Source organism: Actinosynnema sp. NPDC004786 (assembly GCF_053601135.1).
Window position 1 is genome coordinate 239335 of record NZ_JBSGBG010000003.1, and the last position, 20283, is coordinate 259617.

General features: G+C 72.1%; 23 protein-coding genes. 12 read left to right on the top strand and 11 right to left on the bottom strand.

The features are described 5' to 3' along the window. The first annotated feature begins 102 nt into the window (after nt 1-102). Together ACWEFJ_RS04540 and ACWEFJ_RS04545 are read left to right on the top strand one after the other, a co-directional pair. On the top strand, nt 103-1212 hold the full coding sequence (locus ACWEFJ_RS04540) for a winged helix DNA-binding domain-containing protein (protein WP_449712907.1): 1110 nt from the start codon (nt 103-105) through the stop codon (nt 1210-1212). Between the two features lie 118 nt (nt 1213-1330). Next, a complete protein-coding gene (locus ACWEFJ_RS04545; protein WP_378089705.1) occupies nt 1331-1699 on the top strand; it encodes a VOC family protein in 369 nt (122 codons plus the stop codon). On the opposite strand, the gene ACWEFJ_RS04550 is transcribed toward ACWEFJ_RS04545, so the two are convergent. Together ACWEFJ_RS04550 and ACWEFJ_RS04555 are read right to left on the bottom strand one after the other, a co-directional pair. Beyond that, nucleotides 1676-2272: a class I SAM-dependent methyltransferase gene (locus ACWEFJ_RS04550; RefSeq protein WP_378089703.1), complete on the bottom strand. Its 597-nt coding sequence runs from the start codon at nt 2270-2272 to the stop codon at nt 1676-1678. The genes ACWEFJ_RS04545 and ACWEFJ_RS04550 overlap by 24 nt on opposite strands. 109 nt (nt 2273-2381) lie before the next feature. Beyond that, nucleotides 2382-2816, bottom strand: coding sequence for a type II toxin-antitoxin system PemK/MazF family toxin (locus tag ACWEFJ_RS04555; protein ID WP_378089701.1), 435 nt, complete (start codon nt 2814-2816; stop codon nt 2382-2384). A gap of 138 nt (nt 2817-2954) precedes the next feature. Here ACWEFJ_RS04555 and lepA point away from each other — a divergent pair, with 138 nt between their 5' ends. Continuing rightward, a complete protein-coding gene (lepA, locus tag ACWEFJ_RS04560) occupies nt 2955-4799 on the top strand; it encodes a translation elongation factor 4 (protein ID WP_378089699.1) in 1845 nt (614 codons plus the stop codon). Nucleotides 4800-4915: 116 nt separating this feature from the next. Further along, nucleotides 4916-5485, top strand: a complete 570-nt coding sequence (locus ACWEFJ_RS04565; RefSeq protein ID WP_449712908.1) for a Uma2 family endonuclease — start codon at nt 4916-4918, stop codon at nt 5483-5485. A 54-nt stretch (nt 5486-5539) separates the two neighbouring features. Here the strand turns inward: ACWEFJ_RS04565 and ACWEFJ_RS04570 are convergent, their stop codons facing one another. Then, on the bottom strand, nt 5540-5761 hold the full coding sequence (locus ACWEFJ_RS04570; RefSeq protein ID WP_378089694.1) for a hypothetical protein: 222 nt from the start codon (nt 5759-5761) through the stop codon (nt 5540-5542). A 120-nt stretch (nt 5762-5881) separates the two neighbouring features. After that, entirely contained in the window at nt 5882-6307 is a 426-nt protein-coding gene (locus ACWEFJ_RS04575) for an HD domain-containing protein (RefSeq protein ID WP_449712909.1), read from the bottom strand. Nucleotides 6308-6415: 108 nt separating this feature from the next. On the opposite strand from ACWEFJ_RS04575, the gene ACWEFJ_RS04580 reads away from it, so the two are divergent. The 3 genes from ACWEFJ_RS04580 (at nt 6416) to ACWEFJ_RS04590 (ending at nt 10877) form a co-directional block, all read left to right on the top strand. Continuing rightward, nucleotides 6416-7912, top strand: a complete 1497-nt coding sequence (locus ACWEFJ_RS04580) for a chitinase (protein WP_449712910.1) — start codon at nt 6416-6418, stop codon at nt 7910-7912. 254 nt (nt 7913-8166) lie between these two features. Beyond that, nucleotides 8167-9204, top strand: coding sequence for an NAD(P)H-dependent flavin oxidoreductase (locus ACWEFJ_RS04585; RefSeq protein ID WP_378089688.1), 1038 nt, complete (start codon nt 8167-8169; stop codon nt 9202-9204). A gap of 17 nt (nt 9205-9221) precedes the next feature. Next, a complete protein-coding gene (locus tag ACWEFJ_RS04590; RefSeq protein ID WP_449712911.1) occupies nt 9222-10877 on the top strand; it encodes a DUF885 domain-containing protein in 1656 nt (551 codons plus the stop codon). On the opposite strand, the gene ACWEFJ_RS04595 is transcribed toward ACWEFJ_RS04590, so the two are convergent. Together ACWEFJ_RS04595 and ACWEFJ_RS04600 are read right to left on the bottom strand one after the other, a co-directional pair. Then, complete coding sequence (locus ACWEFJ_RS04595; RefSeq protein WP_449712912.1) at nt 10836-12284, bottom strand: amino acid permease; 1449 nt, start codon at nt 12282-12284, stop codon at nt 10836-10838. The genes ACWEFJ_RS04590 and ACWEFJ_RS04595 overlap by 42 nt on opposite strands. A 139-nt stretch (nt 12285-12423) precedes the next feature. Next, the gene (locus ACWEFJ_RS04600) at nt 12424-13392 is read right to left on the bottom strand and encodes a quinone oxidoreductase family protein (protein ID WP_378089682.1); all 969 of its coding nucleotides are present in this window, start codon (nt 13390-13392) and stop codon (nt 12424-12426) included. Between the two features lie 68 nt (nt 13393-13460). Between ACWEFJ_RS04600 and ACWEFJ_RS04605 the strand changes: the two genes are divergently transcribed. From ACWEFJ_RS04605 to ACWEFJ_RS04615, 3 genes are read left to right on the top strand one after another with little or no spacing between them, the layout of a single operon-like run. Continuing rightward, a complete protein-coding gene (locus ACWEFJ_RS04605; protein WP_378089680.1) occupies nt 13461-13697 on the top strand; it encodes a hypothetical protein in 237 nt (78 codons plus the stop codon). An 11-nt stretch (nt 13698-13708) separates the two neighbouring features. Next, entirely contained in the window at nt 13709-14158 is a 450-nt protein-coding gene (locus ACWEFJ_RS04610) for a ribonuclease domain-containing protein (protein WP_449712913.1), read from the top strand. Further along, nucleotides 14155-14424 carry a barstar family protein gene (locus tag ACWEFJ_RS04615; RefSeq protein WP_378089676.1) on the top strand — a complete coding sequence of 90 codons (270 nt, stop codon included), beginning with the start codon at nt 14155-14157 and terminating at the stop codon, nt 14422-14424. The genes ACWEFJ_RS04610 and ACWEFJ_RS04615 overlap by 4 nt, the downstream gene beginning before the upstream one ends. 70 nt (nt 14425-14494) lie before the next feature. Here ACWEFJ_RS04615 and ACWEFJ_RS04620 read toward each other — a convergent pair whose 3' ends face one another. Beyond that, the gene (locus ACWEFJ_RS04620; protein WP_449712914.1) at nt 14495-15271 is read right to left on the bottom strand and encodes an enoyl-CoA hydratase family protein; all 777 of its coding nucleotides are present in this window, start codon (nt 15269-15271) and stop codon (nt 14495-14497) included. Between the two features lie 63 nt (nt 15272-15334). Here ACWEFJ_RS04620 and ACWEFJ_RS04625 point away from each other — a divergent pair, with 63 nt between their 5' ends. Next, nucleotides 15335-15958, top strand: a complete 624-nt coding sequence (locus ACWEFJ_RS04625; protein WP_449712915.1) for a DJ-1/PfpI family protein — start codon at nt 15335-15337, stop codon at nt 15956-15958. A gap of 23 nt (nt 15959-15981) precedes the next feature. Then, on the top strand, nt 15982-16470 hold the full coding sequence (locus ACWEFJ_RS04630) for a MarR family winged helix-turn-helix transcriptional regulator (RefSeq protein ID WP_378089670.1): 489 nt from the start codon (nt 15982-15984) through the stop codon (nt 16468-16470). Between the two features lie 358 nt (nt 16471-16828). Here ACWEFJ_RS04630 and ACWEFJ_RS04635 read toward each other — a convergent pair whose 3' ends face one another. The 4 genes from ACWEFJ_RS04635 to ACWEFJ_RS04650 are packed head-to-tail and all read right to left on the bottom strand — an operon-like array spanning nt 16829 to nt 20281. Further along, on the bottom strand, nt 16829-17560 hold the full coding sequence (locus ACWEFJ_RS04635) for a sirohydrochlorin chelatase (protein ID WP_449712916.1): 732 nt from the start codon (nt 17558-17560) through the stop codon (nt 16829-16831). After that, complete coding sequence (locus ACWEFJ_RS04640; RefSeq protein ID WP_378089667.1) at nt 17557-18429, bottom strand: ABC transporter permease; 873 nt, start codon at nt 18427-18429, stop codon at nt 17557-17559. Before ACWEFJ_RS04640 ends, ACWEFJ_RS04635 begins: the two co-directional genes overlap by 4 nt. Further along, nucleotides 18416-19204: an ABC transporter ATP-binding protein gene (locus tag ACWEFJ_RS04645; RefSeq protein WP_449712917.1), complete on the bottom strand. Its 789-nt coding sequence runs from the start codon at nt 19202-19204 to the stop codon at nt 18416-18418. Before ACWEFJ_RS04645 ends, ACWEFJ_RS04640 begins: the two co-directional genes overlap by 14 nt. A gap of 21 nt (nt 19205-19225) precedes the next feature. Beyond that, the gene (locus tag ACWEFJ_RS04650) at nt 19226-20281 is read right to left on the bottom strand and encodes an ABC transporter substrate-binding protein (protein ID WP_449712918.1); all 1056 of its coding nucleotides are present in this window, start codon (nt 20279-20281) and stop codon (nt 19226-19228) included. Nucleotides 20282-20283: the final 2 nt, after the last annotated feature.

Below are 20283 nucleotides of genomic sequence, written 5' to 3' on the forward strand. Positions count from 1 at the left end.
ATATCGCGTGCTTAGCAAAGTGATATCACTTTTTTTCGCCGCACGGCAAGTCGCGACGCTATGAGGACCGGAGTTGTCCGCAATCGTTCCTACTCTGGGCGCATGATCCCGGTACTGAGCCGTCGCGCCCTCGGTCGCGCCACCCTGGCCAGGCAGTTCCTGCTGGCCCGCACCGACGCGACGGTGCCCGAAGTCGTCACCCGCCTGGTCGGGCTCCAGGCGCAGACCCCGCACACCTGGTACACCGGCCTGTGGTCGCGCGTCGCCGGCTTCACCCCGGACCTGGCCGCCGACGCGCTGGTGGACCGGCGGCTCGTGCGCATCGCCCTGATGCGCTCGACCATCCACCTGGTCACCGCGGCCGACGCGCTGGAGCTGCGCCCCGCCGTGCAGCCCGCGCTCGACCGGGACCTGTTCCGCAACTACACCCACGGCCGGGACATGCGCGGTCTCGACGTGGACGCCGTGGTGGCCGCCGGCCGCGCGTTGCTGGCCGAGGCGCCGCGCACGAACAAGGAGCTGGGCGCGCTGCTCCGGCAGCGGTGGCCGGACCGGTCCGCCGCCGCGCTGGCCTACGCCATCCGCTGCCTCGCGCCGCTGGTGCAGGTGCCGCCGCGCGGGGTGTGGGGTCGCAGCGGGTCGATCGCGCACACGACCGTGGAGACGTGGCTGGGCGCGTCCGTGGCGGACAAGCCGTCGGTGGACGGCCTGGTGCGGCGCTACCTGGCCGCGTTCGGGCCCGCGACGGTGAAGGACGTGCAGACGTGGTCCGGCCTGACCCGGCTGCGCGAGGTGGTCGAGGAGCTGCCGCTGCTGCGGCTGCGCGACGAGGACGGCCAGGAGCTGTTCGACCTGCCCGACGCGCCCCGGCCGGACGAGGACGTGCCCGCGCCGGTGCGGTTCCTCTACGACTTCGACAACGTGCTGCTCTCGCACGCCGACCGGCGGCGGATCGTCACCGACGACGTGCGTGCGCGCGACTACGACCCGCACGGGCCCGTGCCGCAGTTCTTCCTGGTCGACGGCGTCACGGCGGGCGACTGGGCGGTGCACCGCACCAGGGAGGCCGCCACGCTGGAGCTGCGGCCGTTCCACCGCCTGACCGCGCCGGACGAGGTGGAGCGGGAGGGCGAGCGGCTGCTGTCGTTCCTCGCCCCGGACGTGCCTCGGCACGAGGTCCGGACGACCCCGCCGGCGGCATCGCGTCCCTGAGCGGCACCGTGCGCGTGACGCGGGCACGGGACCGCTCGAGCGCGGCCGGCGCGGGGTCGGCCGCGCGGACGCGCACGGGCGAATGGCGCTCGACCCGACCGTGTGCTGGCCTGGGGACGTGGAGATCCTCAGCAGCCGCGTCCTGATCCGGTCACGCGACCCCGAGCGCGCCCGCGCGTTCTACCGGGACGTGCTGGGCCTGGCCGTGCACCGCGAGTTCCCCGGCGGCACCGTGTTCTTCCTCGGCCAGGGGTTCCTGGAGGTCTCCGGCCACGCCGACGCGGACCCCACCGACGCCACGCAGCTGTGGCTCCAGGTGCGCGACCTCGCCCGCGCCGCCGAGGACCTCGCCGAGCACGTCGTCCGGCCCGCCCGGCGCGAGCCGTGGGGCCTGGACGAGCTGTGGGTCGCCGACCCGGACGGGCGGCGGATCGCGCTGGTGGAGGTGCCCGCCGACCACCCGCTACGCCGGGACCCGCGCCAGTAGCTGCACGGCCGGCCCGACCACGCCGCCGTACTGGTGCAACGACGTGCGCACCTCGGTGAACCCGGCCGCCTCGGCCTCCCGGATCAGGTCGTACTCGGACGTGTCCAGCGCCCGCCGGTGCACGGAGGCGACCAGCCTGCCGCCGGGCCGCAGCACCCGGAACAGCTCGTGGAACGCGGCCGGCCGGTTGCCCCAGAGCTGGAGGTTGTTCACCGACACGACCACGTCCACCGAGTCCTCCGGCCGGCCGGTCCGCGTCGCCGCGCCCTCGTGCAGCTCCACCCGGCCCGCCACGATCAGCTCGGCGCACCGGACCCGCGCCTCGTCCAGCATGACCTGCGACGGGTCGACGCCGATGGCCTTGAGCGCGCGTTCGCCGGCCAGCTTGAGGCCCACGCCCGGACCGGGGCCGAGCACCAGCACGACCTCCTCGGCCGTCGGCGCGGCCACCTCGGTGACGTGCTCCTCCACCTTGGCGTTCAGCACGGCCATCACCCGGCCGCCCAGCTCGCCCACCTTGCCGCGGGGGTGCCCGAACGCCGCGTCGAGCGCCTTCATCAGGTTGTTCGCCATGACCCCAGGGTCGTCGGCGGGTGGTCGGGCGGCATCGGGGATCGCCCCGAGGCGATGCCGGAGATGCGCCCCCGAAGCCCTCGCCGGCCCCTGAGGACCCCGCCGCGCCTCAGCGCCAGCCCAGCCGCCGCAGCGCGTCCACGACCAGCGAGAACCGCTCCGGCTCCAGCACCGAGCCCTCGCGCCGGATGTCGTCCTCGTCCAGCTCGAACACGCGGTCCAGGCGCAGGTAGGAGTGCCGCCCGTCCCGGTCCCAGCGGCCCGAGCCCAGGTCGAGGCAGTCGTCCGCCTCGTGCCGGTCGGGGGTCTTGCTGGTCAGCATCAGGCCCAGCAGCGCGCGGCGGTGGCGGCCGACGACCAGCAGCGGGCGGTCCTTGCCGCGGTTCGGGTCCTCCTCGAAGGGCACCCAGGCCCACACCACCTCGCCCGGGTCGGCCAGGCCGTCCAGGTCGGGCGAGTACTCCAGGGTGGCCGCCACCGCGGCCGAGTGGACCTCGCGCACCGCGCCCCTGGCCGGGCGGGGGTCTTCACCGTTCGCGTACACGGCGGGCAGCTTATGGCCTCGGTCACGCCCAGGGGGGACGCCGCCACGCCGGGACATGAGATGCTGTGTGTTGTCGAACTGGGCCTTCGTCCGCGTCCAGTGAAGTAGGCCCCCGTCCTTCCTGTGCGAGGAACCTGAGTGAGCACGTTCGCCGACCAGACGTTCACGCCTCCGGAGCTGATCCGGAACTTCTGCATCATCGCGCACATCGACCACGGCAAGTCGACGCTGGCCGACCGCATGCTGCAGCTCACCGGCGTCGTCGAGGAGCGGGCGATGCGCGCGCAGTACCTCGACCGCATGGACATCGAGCGGGAGCGCGGCATCACGATCAAGGCGCAGAACGTGCGCCTGCCGTGGCAGCTCGACGGCCAGGACCACGTGCTGCACATGATCGACACGCCGGGTCACGTCGACTTCACCTACGAGGTGTCGCGGGCCCTGGAGGCGTGCGAGGGCACCGTGCTGCTGGTCGACGCCGCCCAGGGCATCGAGGCGCAGACGCTGGCCAACCTGTACCTGGCGATGGAGAACGACCTCACCATCATCCCGGTGCTGAACAAGATCGACCTGCCCGCGGCGGACCCGGACAAGTACGCCAAGGAGCTGGCGCACATCGTCGGGTGCGAGCCCGAGGAGGTGCTGCGGGTCTCGGCCAAGACCGGCCTCGGCGTCGGCGAGCTGCTGGACGAGGTCGTGCGGCGGGTGCCCGCGCCGGTCGGCGACGCCGACGCGCCGGCCCGCGCGATGATCTTCGACTCGGTCTACGACACCTACCGCGGCGTGGTCACCTACATCCGCGTGGTGGACGGCCGGATCACCCCGCGCGAGCGGATCAAGATGATGTCCACCGGCGCGACGCACGAGCTGCTGGAGGTCGGCATCATCTCGCCCGAGCCCAAGCCCAGCCGCGGGCTCGGCGTCGGCGAGGTGGGCTACCTGATCACCGGCGTGAAGGACGTGCGGCAGTCCAAGGTCGGCGACACCGTCACCTGGGACAAGAAGGGCGCGACCGAGCCGCTGGCCGGGTACCGCGAGCCCAAGCCCATGGTCTACTCGGGGCTGTACCCGGTGGACGGCTCCGACTACCCGGTGCTGCGCGAGGCGCTGGAGAAGCTGCAGCTCAACGACGCCGCGCTGACGTTCGAGCCGGAGACGTCGGCCGCGCTCGGCTTCGGCTTCCGGTGCGGCTTCCTCGGCCTGCTGCACCTGGAGATCACCCGCGACCGGCTGGAGCGCGAGTTCGGCCTGGACCTGATCTCCACCGCGCCGAACGTGGTGTACCGCGTCGTCATGGACGACGGCACCGAGCACGTCGTGACCAACCCGTCCGACTGGCCCGAGGGCAAGCGGGCCGAGGTCTACGAGCCGGTCACCAAGTGCACGATCATCGCGCCGAGCGACTACATCGGCGCGATCATGGAGCTGTGCCAGTCCAAGCGCGGCCAGCTCGGCGGCATGGACTACCTGTCCGAGGACCGCGTCGAGCTGCGCTACACCATGCCGCTCGGCGAGATCATCTTCGACTTCTTCGACTCGCTGAAGTCGCGCACGCGCGGTTACGCGTCGCTGGACTACGAGGAGTCGGGCGAGCAGAACGCCGAGCTGGTGAAGGTGGACATCCTGCTCCAGGGCGAGCCGGTGGACGCGTTCAGCGCGATCGTGCACAAGGACCACGCCTACGGCTACGGCACCAAGATGGCCACCAAGCTGCGCGAGCTGATCCCGCGGCAGCAGTTCGAGGTGCCGATCCAGGCCGCCATCGGCGCGCGGGTGATCGCCCGCGAGACGATCCGCGCGATGCGCAAGGACGTGCTCGCGAAGTGCTACGGCGGTGACATCACCCGCAAGCGCAAGCTGCTGGAGAAGCAGAAGGAAGGCAAGAAGCGGATGAAGATGGTGGGCCGCGTCGAGGTCCCCCAGGAAGCCTTCGTCGCCGCCCTGTCCACCGAGGACTCCGGCAAGGACAAGGGCAAGAAGTAGGACCACCGGCCAATTCCGCGCCGATCGGCACATCTTCGGGTGGTTGATCGGCGCGGATGCCTTTTTTCGCGGATTCCCTCTGCCATGGTTGGCGCGACAACCGGAAGGAGGGGACCATGACCGTCATGGTTGAACACAGGAGCGGTCCCTACACGGTCGAAGACCTGGAGGGCATGCCCGATGACGGACGTCGCTACGAGCTGGTCGACGGTGAGCTGCTCGTGAGCCCGGCACCCGGATTCCGCCACCAGAAGATCGTCCTCAAACTCGGCTCGCTCCTGGACGCGCGGTGCCCGGAGGACTTGAGCGTGTTGACGGCCCCGTTCGCCGTGCGGGCGTCCGCGATGACCGAGGTGCAACCCGATGTCCTTGTCGGCCGCAATGCCGATTTCACGGACAAGGTGCTGCCCGTCGCGCCATTGCTGGCGGTGGAAGTGCTTTCGCCGAGCACGGGTATCCGTGACCTGACCGTCAAGAAGAACGCCTACGAACGCATGGGTGTCGTGAGCTATTGGGTGATCGATCCCCAGGAGCCGGTGATGGCCGTGTTCGAACTCGACGGCGAAGGCCATTACCGGCAGGTGGCCGAGGTGAAGGGGGAGGACCCGTTCGACGCGACGCTGCCGTTCCCGGTGCGGGTCGTGCCCGCCGAGCTGCTCGGTGCGCTGCGGGAGACGTCGGAATGACGGAAGGGCCTTCAGGACGCCCCTGTCCTGAAGGCCCTCGCAGGGTGCGGCGGCTCAGCTGTGGTTGCGGAGCATGCCGTTGAGCGCGTGGCGGCGGAGGATCGCTTCGATCTCACGCGCCTCGTGGCTCGAGTGGCGGGCGAGGATGGCTTCCATGTCCATCCGGGCGCTCGGGGTGTCGTAGGCGGCCAACTCGCGGTTCAGGTCCGCTTCCCGCTTGCGGATCTGCCGCCGGGTGGCGAAGTACGTGCGAACGGTCTTCAGAGCGTTGGTCATGTCGCCTTTCGGTCGGCCATCTGTATCGGTTCACCTACCATGATGCCGCACGTCAGAGCCTTGCGCGACCGCCTGCGCCGTGATCTCCGCCGCAACTGTCACGGCCGCGTGAAGGCCGTGTCACCGGTCCAGCAGGTCGAGCGCCCGCGCGTACTTCGCGCGCAGCCGGTCGCGGGTCGCGGGGTCCAGCAGCGCCAGTCGGGGCGGTGACGTGTTGTCGGCGATGTCGGCCCGCTTCACGGCCACCGCGACGGGGTCGGTCCGCACCCGGGCCAGGTAGTCCTCCTGCGACTCGCCGTCGCGGTGGCTCAGCGCCAGCACGGTCGCGACCACCTCCGGCGGGCACCCGGCGGCCCGCAGGTCCTCGGCGGTGACGTCGGTGTCCTCGACCACGTCGTGCAGCACGGCGGCCATGCGCGCGTGCTCGCCGGACACCCGGGCCATCACCCGCAGCGGGTGGTCGATGTACGGCCGGCCGGACTTGTCGACCTGCCCCTCGTGGGCGGCGCGCGCGATCCGGATCGCGTCATCAACGGTGAACGTCACGAGCCCATGGTCACACCCTTGACAAGGCCCAGTGGTCTAGTCCATTTTTCGAGTGGCCCACGTCACCTGTGCTGGGCTTTGGCCGCCGACGAGAACGTGGAGGTGGACGTGGTTCCGAGGACGAGACGCGTGCTGGGCGCGGTGCTGGCGGGCCTGCTGGCCGTCGCGGGCCTGACCCTGGTGGTCGCGGGCAGCGCGTCGGCCGCCAACCTGGTCGCCAACCCCGGCTTCGAGGGCGGCACGGGCGGGTGGACGTGCAGCGCCGCGGCGACGGCGGTGACCACGACCAAGCGCAGCGGCACGGCCGCCCTGGCGGGCACCCCGGCGGGCCAGGACAACGCCCGCTGCTCGCAGACGATCGCCGTGCAGGCCAACACCGCCTACAAGCTGTCCGCGTGGGTGCAGGGCAGCTACGTGTACCTCGGCGTGACGGGCACCGGCAGCGGCGACAAGAGCACCTGGACGCCGGGCTCGGCGGGCTTCGGCCAGCTCTCGATCGACTTCACCACCGGCGCGACCGGCAGCGTGACGATCTACCTGCACGGCTGGTACGGCCAGCCGACGTTCTACGCCGACGACGTGAGCCTGGACGGCCCCGGCACCCCGCCGACGAGCACCACGACCAGCACCACCACGTCCACCACGACGACGACCACGACCACCACCACGACCACCACGACGACCACCACGACGACGACCGGCAATCCCAACCCGTCGCTGCCGAAGCACCTGCTCACCGGCTACTGGCACAACTTCGACAACGGCTCGCGCCTGCTCAAGCTCGCCGACGTGCCGACCACCTACGACATCGTGGCGGTCGCGTTCGCCGACGCCACCACCACTCCGGGCGCGGTCTCGTTCACGCTCGACCCGACGTTGTCGAGCAAGCTCGGCGGCTACACCGACGCCCAGTTCAAGGCCGACGTCCGCACGCTGCAGTCCCGCGGCCAGAAGGTGATCATCTCGGTGGGCGGCGAGAAGGGCACGATCAGCGTCGGCAACGCCACCGCCGCGACGAACTTCGCCAACAGCGTGAAGACCCTGATCGCGAACTACGGGTTCGACGGCGTGGACATCGACCTGGAGAACGGCGTCAACGCCACCTACATGGCGCAGGCGCTGCGCGCGATCAACGCGGCCGGCGGCAAGGTCATCACGATGGCCCCGCAGACCATCGACATGCAGTCCACCGGCCAGGAGTACTTCAAGCTGGCGCTCGCGGTGAAGGACATCCTCACCGTGGTGAACATGCAGTTCTACAACTCCGGCACGATGCTCGGCTGCGACCAGAAGGTCTACGCCCAGGGCACGGTCGACTTCCTGGTCGCGCTCGCCTGCATCCAGCTCCAGAACGGCCTGCGGCCCGACCAGGTCGGCCTGGGGCTGCCCGCCTCGCCGTCGGGCGCGGGCGGCGGCTACCAGTCGCCCGCCAACGTCAACGCGGCGCTGAACTGCCTCGCCAAGGGCACGAACTGCGGGTCGTTCAAGCCCTCGCAGACCTGGCCGGGCATCCGCGGCGCGATGACGTGGTCGATCAACTGGGACGCCTCGAACAACTGGCAGTTCGCCAACACGGTGGCCCCGCACCTGGACACGCTGCCCTGACCCACCGCGCCGGGCGTAGGACTCTCGCGCGAGTCCTACGCCCGGCACGCGCGTGTCCTGCGTTCGGCACGCGCGTGTCCTGCGTTCGGAACGCGCGTGTCCTGCGTTCAGAACGCGCGTGTCCTGCGTTCAGAACGACCGTGTCCTGCGTTCAGAACGCCCGGGTTGTCCGCCCGGAACGGTCCGTTTTGCCGCCCCGGGCCCGTGAGCTGCCACGACGTGACCGCGGCGGTGACGGGGTTTAGGGTCGTTCCATGTTGGACCGACTCGAAGTGCCCGTGATCGCCGCGCCGATGGCGGGCGGGGTGTCCACACCCGCGCTCGTGGCCGAGGTCGGCCGGGCGGGCGGTCTCGGGTTCCTGGCCGCCGGCTACCTGTCCGTCGAGGCGCTGGCCGAGCAGATCACCGCCACCACCGCGCTGTCCGACCGGCCGTTCGGGGTCAACCTGTTCGTGCCCGGCCCCCGGTCGACCGCCGACCTGTCCGGCTACCGCGACCGGGTGCGGGCGCAGTCGCCGACCGAACCGGGCGAGCCGCGGTGGGACGACGACTCCTACGCCGCCAAGCTCGAACTCGTGATGGCGCTGCGGGTCCCGGTGGTCTCGTTCACGTTCGGCCTGCCCGCCCCGGAGGACGTGCACCGCCTGCACGCGGCGGGCTCGACGGTCGTCGTCACGGTCACCACCCCGCAGGAGGCCGTGCAGGCGGCCCAGGTCGGCGCGGACGCGCTGTGCGTCCAGGGCGGCGACGCGGGCGGGCACCGCGGCACGTTCAGCGACGACGGCGTCTCGCCCGGCGGCGGCGAGCTGCTGGGGCTGCTGGCCGCGCTGCGCCTGGTGCGCGCCAAGGTGGACCTGCCGCTGGTCGCGGCCGGCGGCCTGGTGCACGGCGCGGACGTCGCCGCCGTCATCGTCGCGGGCGCGGTCGCGGCGCAGCTGGGGACCGCGTTCCTCGCCACGCCGGAGGCGGGCACGTCCGCCGCGCACCGCCAGGCCCTCGCCGAAGGCACCCGCCGCACGGCGTTGACCAGGGCGTTCAGCGGACGTCCCGCGCGCGGCCTGGTGAACCGGTTCCTGCTGGAGAACCAGGACCGGGCGCCGGCCGCGTACCCGGAGGTGCACCACCTGACCCGGCCGGTGCGCGCGGCGGGCGACCCGGAGCTGATGTCGTTGTGGGCCGGGCAGACGTACGCGTTGGCCCGACCGGCCCCGGCGGCCGAGGTCGTCGCCCGGTTGCTCGCCGAGGCGCGCCAGGCGCTTTCCGTCGCGAACACGCGCATTCCCCCGGCGTAGCACCACAGAATGACGACGTGACCACCGCGCGCGAACTCGCCGACGAGATGCTGACCCTGGTCCTGGACGCCGATCCCGTCATGGCCACGCTGCTCGGGATCCCCGGCTGGGACGACCGGCTGCCGGACCCGAGCCTCGACGGCGAACGCGCGCTGCGCGACCGCGCCCACGACATAGCGCGCCGTGCGCGCGGCGGGGACGACGACGCGGTGACGCGTGCGGTGGTCGCGCAGGAGGCATGGGGTCTGGTGCACCGCCTGGACTCGCACCTGGTGGAGCACACCCACGCCGGAGGGCTCAACGCGCCGCTGGTCGTGCTGCTCGGCGCGCTGCCGCTGGTCCGGCCGTCCGACGACCGGGCGCGGCAGGCGTACCTGACCCGGCTGTCGGCGTTACCCGCCTACCTGGACGCGCTCACCCGGCGGCAGCGCGACTCCGCCCGCCGTCCGCTGCGGCACCTCGTGGAAGCCGCCGTCGGCCGCATCGACCGCTACCTCGCCGAGGACGACGACCCGCTCTGCACGCCGTTGCGCGGCACGCCGTTCGCCGACGTCTGCGCGCGGCTGCTGCACGAGGTCGTGCACCCGGCCGTCGCCCGCTACCGCGAGTTCCTGCGCGCCGAGGTGGTCGGCCGCGGTCGTGGCGAGGACCAGCCCGGCCTGTGCTGGCTGCCCGACGGCGACCTGATCTACGCGGACCTCGTCCGCACGTACACCACCACCGGCCACACCCCCGAGGAGCTGCACCGGATCGGCCTGGACCTGATCGAGCGGCTGGACGGGGAGTACGAGGAGATCGGCGGCCGGGTGTTCGGCCCCACCACGGCCGCCGGCGTGCGCGCCCGCCTGCTCGCCGACCCGGCGCTGCGCTGGGGCCGCGCCGAGGACATGGTGTCGCTGGCCGCGGCGACCATCGCCCGCGCCGAGGCGGTCGCGGGGGACTGGTTCGGCACGGTGCCGTCGACCCGGTGCGCGGTGGAGGCCGTGCCCGAGGCGGAGGCGCCGAACGCGCCGCTGGCCTACTACGTGGACCCCGCGATGGACGGCTCCCGGCCGGGCACCTACTTCGTCAACACGCACCAGGCCGAGCTGCGCGACCGGTTCAGCGCCGAGGCCACCGCGTTCCACGAGGGCGTGCCGGGCCACCACTTCCAGATCGCGCTCGCCCAGGAGTTGCGCGACCTGCCGCTGCTGCGGCGGTTCGCGTCCATCGAGGCGTACCTGGAGGGGTGGGCGCTCTACACCGAGCGGCTGGCCGACGAGATGGGCCTCTACAGCGACGACGTGGCGCGGCTGGGGATGCTGTCGGCCGACTCGCTGCGCGCCGCCCGCCTGGTGGTGGACACCGGCCTGCACGCGATGGGCTGGTCGCGGCAGCAGGCCGTGGACTACCTGCGCGCCAACGCGGTCATGCCCGACGTGGACATCTTCTCCGAGGTCGACCGGTACATCGAGAACCCCGCGCAGGCGCTGGCCTACATGGTCGGGCGGCTGGAGATCCAGCGCCTGCGCGGCGAGTCGGAGCGGCGGCTGGGCGACCGCTTCGACATCCGGGCGTTCCACGACGTCGTGCTGGGCGGCGGCCCGTTGCCGATGGCCGTGCTCGCCGACGTGGTGGAGGACTGGTGCGACTCAGTCCTCGGTCTTGACGGGCGCGGGGTCGTTGAGGACTGACCTGCGCCGGCTGTAGGCGAAGTAGACGACCAGGCCGATGGCGAACCACACCGCGAAGCGGAGCCAGGTCTCCGGCGCGAGGAACGTGATCAGCCACAGCGAGAAGACCACGCCGATGATCGGCACGATCGGCATGCCCGGCGTCTTGAACGTGCGCGGCAGGTTCGGCTGCTTGTACCGCAGCACGATGACCGCGACGCAGACCACCACGAACGCCAGCAGGATGCCGATGTTGGTCAGCTCGGCGGCCTCGGCGATGGGCAGGAAGCCCGCGATGACGGCGGACGCGATGCCGAGCACCCACGTGGTGCGCGTCGGCACGTGCTTGACGGGGTGGGTCTTGGCGAACCACTTCGGCAGCAGCCCGTCGCGCGACATCGAGTAGCCGACCCGCGCCGCGCCCATGAGGAAGGTGAACAGCACGGTCGTGATGCCCAGCACCGCGCCGACGGAGATGACGATGCCCAGGGCGGGCAGGCCGATGTCGGCGAACGCGGAGGCGAACGCGCTCTCCGAGTCCACGTCCTTGTAGTTGACCATGCCGGTGAGCACGAGGCACGCCAGCACGTACAGCACCATCGAGATGGCCAGCGAGTAGATGATCGCCTTCGGCATGTGCCGCTGGGAGTCCTTGGACTCCTCGGCGGCCGTGCTCATCGCGTCGTAGCCGAACACCGCGAAGAACACGGTGGCCGCGCCGGTCAGCGCGCCGGAGACGCCGAACGGGAAGAACGGGTTGTAGTTGTCGGTGTTGATGTGGAACGCGCCGACCACGATGACCAGCAGCACCACGCCGACCTTCAGGTACACCAGGGTCGTCTCGAAGCGGGCCGCGTTCTTCATGCCCAGGTTGAGCACGAACGCGATCAGCAGGCACAGCAGCACGGCGAACAGGTTGACCTTGTAGCTGCCCGCCGCGACGCCCGTGCCCTCGGTGCCGGGCGCGCCGAGCATCCACACCGGCAGGTCGATGCCGAGCAGGTTCAGCAGCTCGTTGAAGTAGCCGCTGATGCCGATGGCGACCACGGCGACGATCGCGGTGTACTCCAGCAGCAGGTCCCAGCCGATGAACCAGCCGACGATCTCGCCGAGCACGGCGTAGCCGTAGGTGTAGGCCGAGCCGGCCCTGGGGATCAGGCCCGCGAACTCCGCGTAGGAGAACGCGGCGGCGGCGCTGGCGATGCCCGCGACCAGGAACGAGATGAGCACGGCCGGGCCCGCGGTCTGGTTCGCCACGGCGCCCGCCAGGGAGAAGATGCCGGCGCCGATGATGCCGCCGACGCCGATGGCGGTGAGCTGCCAGAGCCCGAGGGTCCGGGTCAGCGCCGTCTTCTCGTCACTGATCTGCTCGATCGGCTTGCGGCGGAAGACGCCGCTGCCCCGGCCGAATCCGTCCTGCACCGTCATTCGTCCAGCTCCCTCGGTGGAATTGGTGTGCGGCGAACCGTACGCCGGTCAACTGTCACCGGGTTTGTTCGATCGCACCATTCGGGGAACCGGATCTTGTGCGGATGGACGATTGAGTCGAGGGCGGCGGCGGTCGTCCTCAGCTCCGCGAGAAGACGATCTTGCCCGCGGTCTCGCCGTCGAGCATCGCGCGCATCCCCTCCTCGGCCCGCTCGAACGGCAGCTCGGCGCCGATCTGCGGGCGAAGCCCCGTCAGGTCGCAGAACGACAGCAGGTCGGCCAGCTCCTGCCGGGTGCCCATGGTCGAGCCCACCACCCGCAGTTGCAGGAAGAACAGCCGCGGCAGCTCGGCCGCCGACGCGTCACCGCTCGTCGCGCCGGAGATCACCAGGGTCCCGCCCGGCTTGAGCGCCTTCATCGAGTGCGACCAGGTGGCCTTGCCGACGGTCTCGAACACCGCGTCCACGCGTTCGGGCAGGCGCGCGCCGGACTCGAACGACCGGTGCGCGCCCAGGCTCTCGGCCAGCGCGCGCTTCTCCTCCGTGCGGCCGGTCACCCACACGCGGAAGCCCGCCGCGCGGCCCAACTGCACCAACGCGGTCGAGACGCCGCCGGACGCGCCCTGCACGAGCATCGTCTGGCCCGGCCGCAGGCCCGAGTTCACGAACAGCATCCGGTACGCGGTCAGCCACGCCGTGCCCATGCACGCCGCCTCGGCGAAGCTCAGCCCCGCGGGCTTGGGCAGCGCGTTGCGCTTCGGGACGACGACGTAGTCGGCGAACGTGCCCTGGTGCTTCTCGGTGAGCAGCGTGCGGCGCGGGTCCAGCGTCTCGTCGCCCGTCCAGTCCGGGTCGCCGATCACGGAGTGCAGCACGACCTCGGTGCCGTCCTCCAGCACGCCCGCGCCGTCGCAGCCCAGGATCATCGGGAACTGGTCCGGCTTGATCCCCACCCCGCGCAGGGTCCACAGGTCGTGCATGTTCAGGCTGGCCGCCCGCACGGCCACCTTCACCCACCCGGCGGGGACTTCGGGGTCCGGCCGCTCGCCCACGCGCAGGGCGGCGATCGGGTCTTCGGGGCTCGGCTCGGCTGCGTAGACGGCGAACATGCGGGCAACTTACCGAGTGGTAGCGATCCGTGTGCGGTGAAGCACGTCACGGGACTAGGCTCGGTGGCGTGGTGGACGCGTTCGAGCAGTGGTGGGACGGGGTCGAGCTGTGGTTGGCGCAGCTCGCGTTCCCGTTCCAGTTCGGACTGCTCATGTGCGTGCTGCTGCCGCTGTGCCTGGGCGCGGCCCGGCTCATCGACCGGGTGGTGGACAACGCGTCGACCAGGTTCAACCCGGTGCCGAAGGTCGACCGGGCCGGTGACGGGCCGCAACCCCCGGCGGTGGACGCGAGCGGTCCTTCGTAGGCTCTGGGACCGTGACTCCCGCCCGGCGGCTCTCCGTCGCACTGATCGGCCTGATCGCGCTCGTCGTGGTCGGCTACTTCGCCAAGGACCTCACCGGCTCCTCGTCGGGCCCCGCGTCGTCGGGCCCCGCGCCGGCCTCGGTCGCGGCCTCCGGGGTGCCCGGCGCGGACTCGGGGCTGCCGGTCGAGGCGCTGTCGCGGCTGCCCGAGCAGGTGCGGGCCACCTGGGAGCTGATCGGGCGCGGCGGGCCGTTCCCGTACCCGCGCAACGACGGCACGACGTTCCAGAACCGGGAGAAGCGGCTGCCCGCCAAGCCGGCGGACTACTACCGGGAGTACACGGTGCCGACGCCGGGCAGCGACGACCGCGGCGCGCGGCGGCTCGTGACCGGGTCGTCCGACGAGGTGTACTACACGCCCGACCACTACGGGTCGTTCGTCGTCGTGGATGTGAGGAAATGACCTACCGCCACGTCGTGCGCCGGGGCGCGCGCTCGAAGCAGGCCGCCATCGCGGCGATCGCGGACGCGTTGAGCTTCCCCGCCTGGTTCGGGCACAACCTCGACGCGCTGCACGACTGCCTGACCGACCTGTCGTGGCTGCCCGAGGGCGAGCACGTGCTGGAGTGGGAAGGCGGGAACGCCGAGGTGGAGGCCGTGCTGGCGGACGCGGTGGCGCGCACGGCCGAGCTGGGCGACCGGGTGCTGACCGTCGTCTACACCGACTAGTCCCGTCCCGTCCGGTCTGGTCCGGTCTTTGTTGCAGGGGTTCGCCCGGCTCGGCCGCGCGTGCGGGGCGTCAGTCGTCGGTCGGCACCCACGACGGCTTGCGCTTGCCCACGAACGCGGCGATGCCCTCCTGGCCCTCGGGGCCGCCGAAGTGCCGGGCGGACAGGGCCAGCATGTCGGCGAACACCTCGTCCAGGTCGTTCGACCGGGGTTCCCGGAGCATCCGCTTGGTCGCGGCCAGGGCGTTGGGCGCGCCCAGCGCCAGCATGTCGGTGTAGCGGGTGACCTCGGCGTCCAGGTCGTCGGCCGGCACCGCGGCGTTGATCAGGCCGATGGCCACGGCCTTCGGCGCGGCGAACGTCTCGCCGGTGAGGAACAGCTCGTGCGCGGCGCGCGGCAGCAGGCGGGGCAGCACGGTCACCGAGATGACGGCCGGCACGACGCCGATGCGCACCTCGCTGAACGCGAACGTGGCCGTGTCCACCGCCACCGCGATGTCGCAGGCCGCGACCAGGCCGACGCCGCCCGCGCGGGCCGGGCCGTTCAAGCGGGCGACGACCGGCTTCGGGCTGGTCCAGAGCTGTCGCAGGATCGCGGGGAACTCGTTGACGCCCTGCCGGTCGGCGCTCGCGCCGCCCGCTTCCTTCAGGTCCATGCCGGAGCAGAACACCGGTCCGGTGTGGCTCAGCACGATCACCCGCACGGCGTCGTCGGCCGTGGCGGTCTCCAGGTGCGCGGTCAGCTCGGCGCGCAGCCGGGCGGACAGGGCGTTGCGGTTGTGAGGTGAGTCCAGCGTGATCGTCGCGATGCCACGCCGCACCTCGTAGTGGACCAGCTCGTCTGCCATGGGCGGCACTCTAACGGTGCGGCGTTGGTTGACAGTGTGCTGTCAAGATGACAGGATGCTGTCATGACAACGAAGACGGTCCACCTCGCCCTCTACGACACGCTGGCCGACTGGGAGTTCGGGCACGCGGTGGCGCAGATCAACACGCCGCAGTTCCAGAAGGCGCCGGGCCTGTACCGGGTGCGGACCGTCGGGGCGACGCTCGACCCCGTCACGTCCATCGGCGGGCTGCGCATCACGCCGGACCTGGCGCTGGAGGACGTCGACCCGGCGGACAGCGCGATGCTGATCCTGCCCGGCGCGGACACCTGGGAGAGCGGCGCCAACGCGGCGTTCGCGAAGGCGGCTCGGCGGTGGCTGGACGCCGGCGTGCCGGTGGCGGCGATCTGCGGCGCGACGATCGGCCTGGCGGCGGAAGGGCTGCTGAACGACCGGCCGCACGGCGGGAACGTGGTGCAGCAGTTGGAGGCCGTGCCCGGGTACACCGGGTCGTCGCTGTTCAGCGCGGAGCGCGCGGTGCGGTCGGGTGGGTTGATCACGGCCGGCGCGGCGTCGTCGTTGGAGTTCGCGCGGGAGATCTTCGCCGAGTTGGACCTGTACGAGCCGGCCGTGCTGGAGGCGTGGTACGGGCTGTACCGGACGGGGGACCCGGAGTGGTTCGGCAAGCTGGTGCAGGCGGTGTCGTGAGCGGGGGTGTCGTGGGGGCAGCCGTGAGCGGGGACGCGGTGAGCGGGGAGGTCGAGCCCCGGACCGAGGCCGGGGACGTGCTGACCGAGGTCATCATGCGCACGTTCCGGTTGTACGGCGGGTTCCTGGAGGCGGCGGAGGTGATGACGAAGCCGGTCGGGTTGACGGCTGCCTGGTGGCAGGTGCTCGGTGCGGTCCTGCGGCAGCCGTTGCCGGTGTCGGGCATCGCCCGGGAGATGAGCCTGACCAGGCAGAGCGTGCAGCGCATCGCGGATCTGCTGGTGGAGAAGGGGTTGGCCGAGTACCTGCCCAACCCGGCGCACAAGCGCGCGAAGCTGTTCCGGCCCACGGGGGCGGGGTACGAGGCGGTGTCGCGGTTGGCGCGGGCGCAGCACGCGTTCACCAACCGCATCTCGCGTCAGGTGGACCTCGATGACCTGCGCACGACGCTGAAGGTGATGGAACGGTTGGTGGAGGCGTTGGACGCGGAGCCCGAAGATCAAGAGCGGTGAAAAGCGTCCTCGCCGGACGGGCAGATCAGCAGGATGACAGGCCATCGTCGAGGGCTGCGGTCTCGTTGTGGGTCCGGGGTTCGTGTCATCCCGCCGACCTCCCGGAGGGCTACCACACGCGTCAAGGGGGCGACATCAGCGCACGAACGGGCAAGACGTGCACGGCGCCCCCTTGACACGTGCGGTAGGGCTGCGCCAGGTCGGCGGGATGACACGAAGCCCTCCTTTGTGGAGGAAGGCCGGCACGGACGCGTAACGGGGCCGGTGAGCCGCTTTGTCGTGCGAGGGCTCCGTGTTGTTCTGTCGGTCTGCCTGTTCGGGGAGGACGCTTGTCGGCGTTTCCACAACCCCGACCCGATCAAGCGCTCTCCGCCCACCGACCACTCAACGCCGCGTCGTAACGGTGCAGGATCAGCTCCGCCACCTCCGGGTCCGGTCCCAACGGGGGCGCGATGATCGCGCCCTCGCCCGCCAACCGCGTCACGCGGTCCGGCAGGAAGCCCGGAGCCAGGAACCACGACGCCACGGCGATCCGCCGGGCGCCCCGCGCCCGCAACCGCGCGACCGCCGTCGGCACGTCGGGCTGGGCGGAGGCGGCGAAGGCGGGTTCCACGCCGGCCCACCCGGCGCCGGCGGCCCACCGCGCGGCGATCGAGGACACCAGCGCGTTGGCCGGGGCGTGCGACGACCCGGCGCCGGCCAGGACCACGCCCAGCGTGCGGTCGCGGGACCGCACGCCCACCGACGCCAGCCGGCGCAGGGCAGCGGACTCCAGGCGGGGATCGGGGCCGAGGACGTCGGCGATCGCCACGTCCATGCCGGGCAGGCGGGCGTCCGCCACGGCGCTCGGCACGTCGACGCGCGCGTGGTAGGCCTTCCCCAGCAACAGCGGCACGACGACGGCCGAGCGGTGGCCGTCCGCGTGCGCCCCGCGCAGCACGTCGCCCAGCAGGGGCACCGAGAGGTCGAGGAACGAGCCGCGCACGTCCAGCGACGGGGCCAGCGCCCGCACGACGTCCAACAACTGGTGCACCACGGCCGCCGACCGGGGGTCCCGACTGCCGTGCGCCACGGCCACCAACGCGGTCACAGGGCACCCGTCAATCCGCGCGCACGCAGCACGATCCGCTCCAACGGTCGGAACACCAGCAGTTCGATCCCGACGCCGACCAGCAGGATCAGGAAGATCGCCGCGATCACCACCGAGATGTCGTTCAACGCCGAGCCGTTGTGCAGGTACTGGCCCAGCCCCTCGCCGAGCTGCGGCGACGTGGCGATGATCTCCGCCGCCATCAACGAGCGCCACGAGAACGCCCAGCCCTGCTTCAGCCCGGCCAGGTAGCCCGGCAGGGCGGCGGGCAGCAGGATGTGCCGGGCCGCGGCCAGCCGGGTCGCGCCCAGGGCCTGACCGACCCGCGGCAGCAGCGGCGGGATCTGGTCGATGCCCGACACCAGGCCGTTGGCGATCGACGGCACCGAGCCCATCAGCACGACGAAGTAGATGGTCGCGGGCGTCGCGCCGAACCAGAGGATGCCCGCCGGCACCCACGCGACTGAGGGCAGCGACTGCAGGCCGGTCAGCAACGACCCGATGGCCGCGCGCACCACCCGCACCTTGGCGATCAGCAGCCCCAACGGGGTGGCGATCACCACGGCGGTGAGGAAGCCGAGCACGGCGCGGCTGACCGAGGTCCACAGCACCTCGAACGCCCGGCCGGTCCGCACCGCCTCGACCACCGCGGCCCACACCGTCCCAGGCGCGGGCAGCTGGTACTCCGGCCAGAACGCGAGCGCCCACAACGCCTGCCACACGCCCAGGAGCAGGGCGAACGCGATCAGCGGCGGCACGGCGGTGCGGAGGAACCGCCTGCCGAACGACGCCCGCCGCTCCGACGGGGGCGCGTCCAGCGCGTCGAGGCCCGCGCCGACCGCCGCGAGGTCCGGGTCAAGCCGCTGCATGACCGCTGATCACCTCGCGCAGGTGGGTGGTGATGTCGTCGATGAGCGCCGGCTCGTCGTGGTCCGCGGTGGACCACTCGCGCACCACGCGGCCGGGCCGGGAGGACAGCAGCACGACCCGCTGACCCAGCCGCACGGCCTCGCGCACGTCGTGCGTGACGAACACGATCGCCGTCGAGGTCTCCCGCCACACCCGCACCAGCTCGGCCTGGAGCACGTCGCGGGTGATGGCGTCGAGCGCGGCGAACGGCTCGTCCATCAGCAGCAGGCCGGGAGTGCCGTCCCCGGCGCTGCCCAGCGTGGACGCCAGGGCGCGGGCCAGCGCCACGCGCTGCCGCATGCCGCCGGACAGCTCGTGCGGGCGCTTGTGGCCCGCGCCGACGAGCCGCACGAGCGACAGCAGCTCGCCGGCCTTCGCCCGCCGCGCGCCGCGCTTGACGCCCGCGAGCCGCAGCGGCAGCTCGACGTTGCGCGCCGCGGTCAGCCACGGCATCAGCGCGGCCTCCTGGAACATCACGGCGGGCCGCGACGTGGTCAGCTCGATGTGGCCGGACGTCGGCTCGTCCAGCCCGGCGACCAGGTTCAGCAGGGTGGACTTGCCGCAGCCGGACGCGCCGAGCAGGCACACGAACTCGCCGGGGGCGACCGAGAGGTCGACGCCGTCGAGCGCGACGACGCCGTTGGCGCCGTGGCCGAAGACCTTCCGGACCCCGGACAGGGTCACCGCGGCGTCCGAGCGGGACACCGCCGGCGGGTTCTCAAGCGTGGCGGTCATGGCGTGCCTGCCTTCCTCGAGTCACTTGCGGTCCAGCCCGGCGGCGTCCACGGTCGGCTCGCCCGCCGCCGAGAGCACCTCGTTGAGCAGCGTGAAGTCGGCGAGGCCGGCCACGTTCGCGGCCTTCTTCGCCACGCCCGCGGTCACCGCGTCCTGCGCCAGCCGCGGGAAGCTCCCGGCCCGCGGGTCCAGGGTCAGCTCGATGTGGTCGAACGCCCGGTCGAGCACCGGGCCGGCCAGCGCCTTGCCGGTGAGCCGGGCCAGCGCGTCGTTGACGACCTGCTTGGCCTCGGCCTCGTGGTCCCGCGCGAACCGGGTGGCGGCGAGGTGGCCGCGCAGCAGCGCCTCGACCGTGGCCGGGTGCTCCTTGAGGAACCTCGTCCGCACCAGGACCACCGTGGTGGGGAACCGGCCCCCGTCCCACAGCGACGCCTCGTCGAGCAGCACCTTCGCGCCCGCCTCCAGCACCAGCCGCGACGACCACGGCTCGGGAGCCCAGGCCCCGTCGACGTCGCCGCGCTGGAACAGGTCGAGCGACTGGGCGTTCTCGACGTTGGTCACCTGCGTGTCGAGCCGTTCGCCCGCCAGCCACTTCTTCAGCGCCACGTCCTGCGTGTTGCCGAGCTGCGGCGCGGTGAGCACCTTGCCGCGCAGGTCGGCGGGCGTGGTCACGTCCGGCCTGACCACGAGCTGCGCCCCGCCCGAGGTCGCGCCGGCGACCAGCCGGACCGCCTGCCCGTCGGACTTGGCGTAGGCGTTGACGGCCGGGCCGGACCCGATGAACGACACGTCCAGCGAGCCGCCGAGCAGCGCGTTCACCGCCGCCGGACCGGCGTTGAAGGTCTGGGTGGTGAGCCTGGTGCCGCCCAGCTCCCGGGCGAAGAACCCCCGGTCGACGCCGATCAGCGCGGCGGCGTGGGTGACGTTGGGGAAGTAGCCCAGGCGGACCTCCGCCGCCGCGCCCAGGTCGCGGGCGTCGGCGGCGGAGTCGCCGCCGTCGATCCGGGAACACCCGGCGAGCACCACCAGCGCCGTCAGCGCTGCCAGCGTCCTGGTGAGGCGGCGTCCCGGGCCCATGG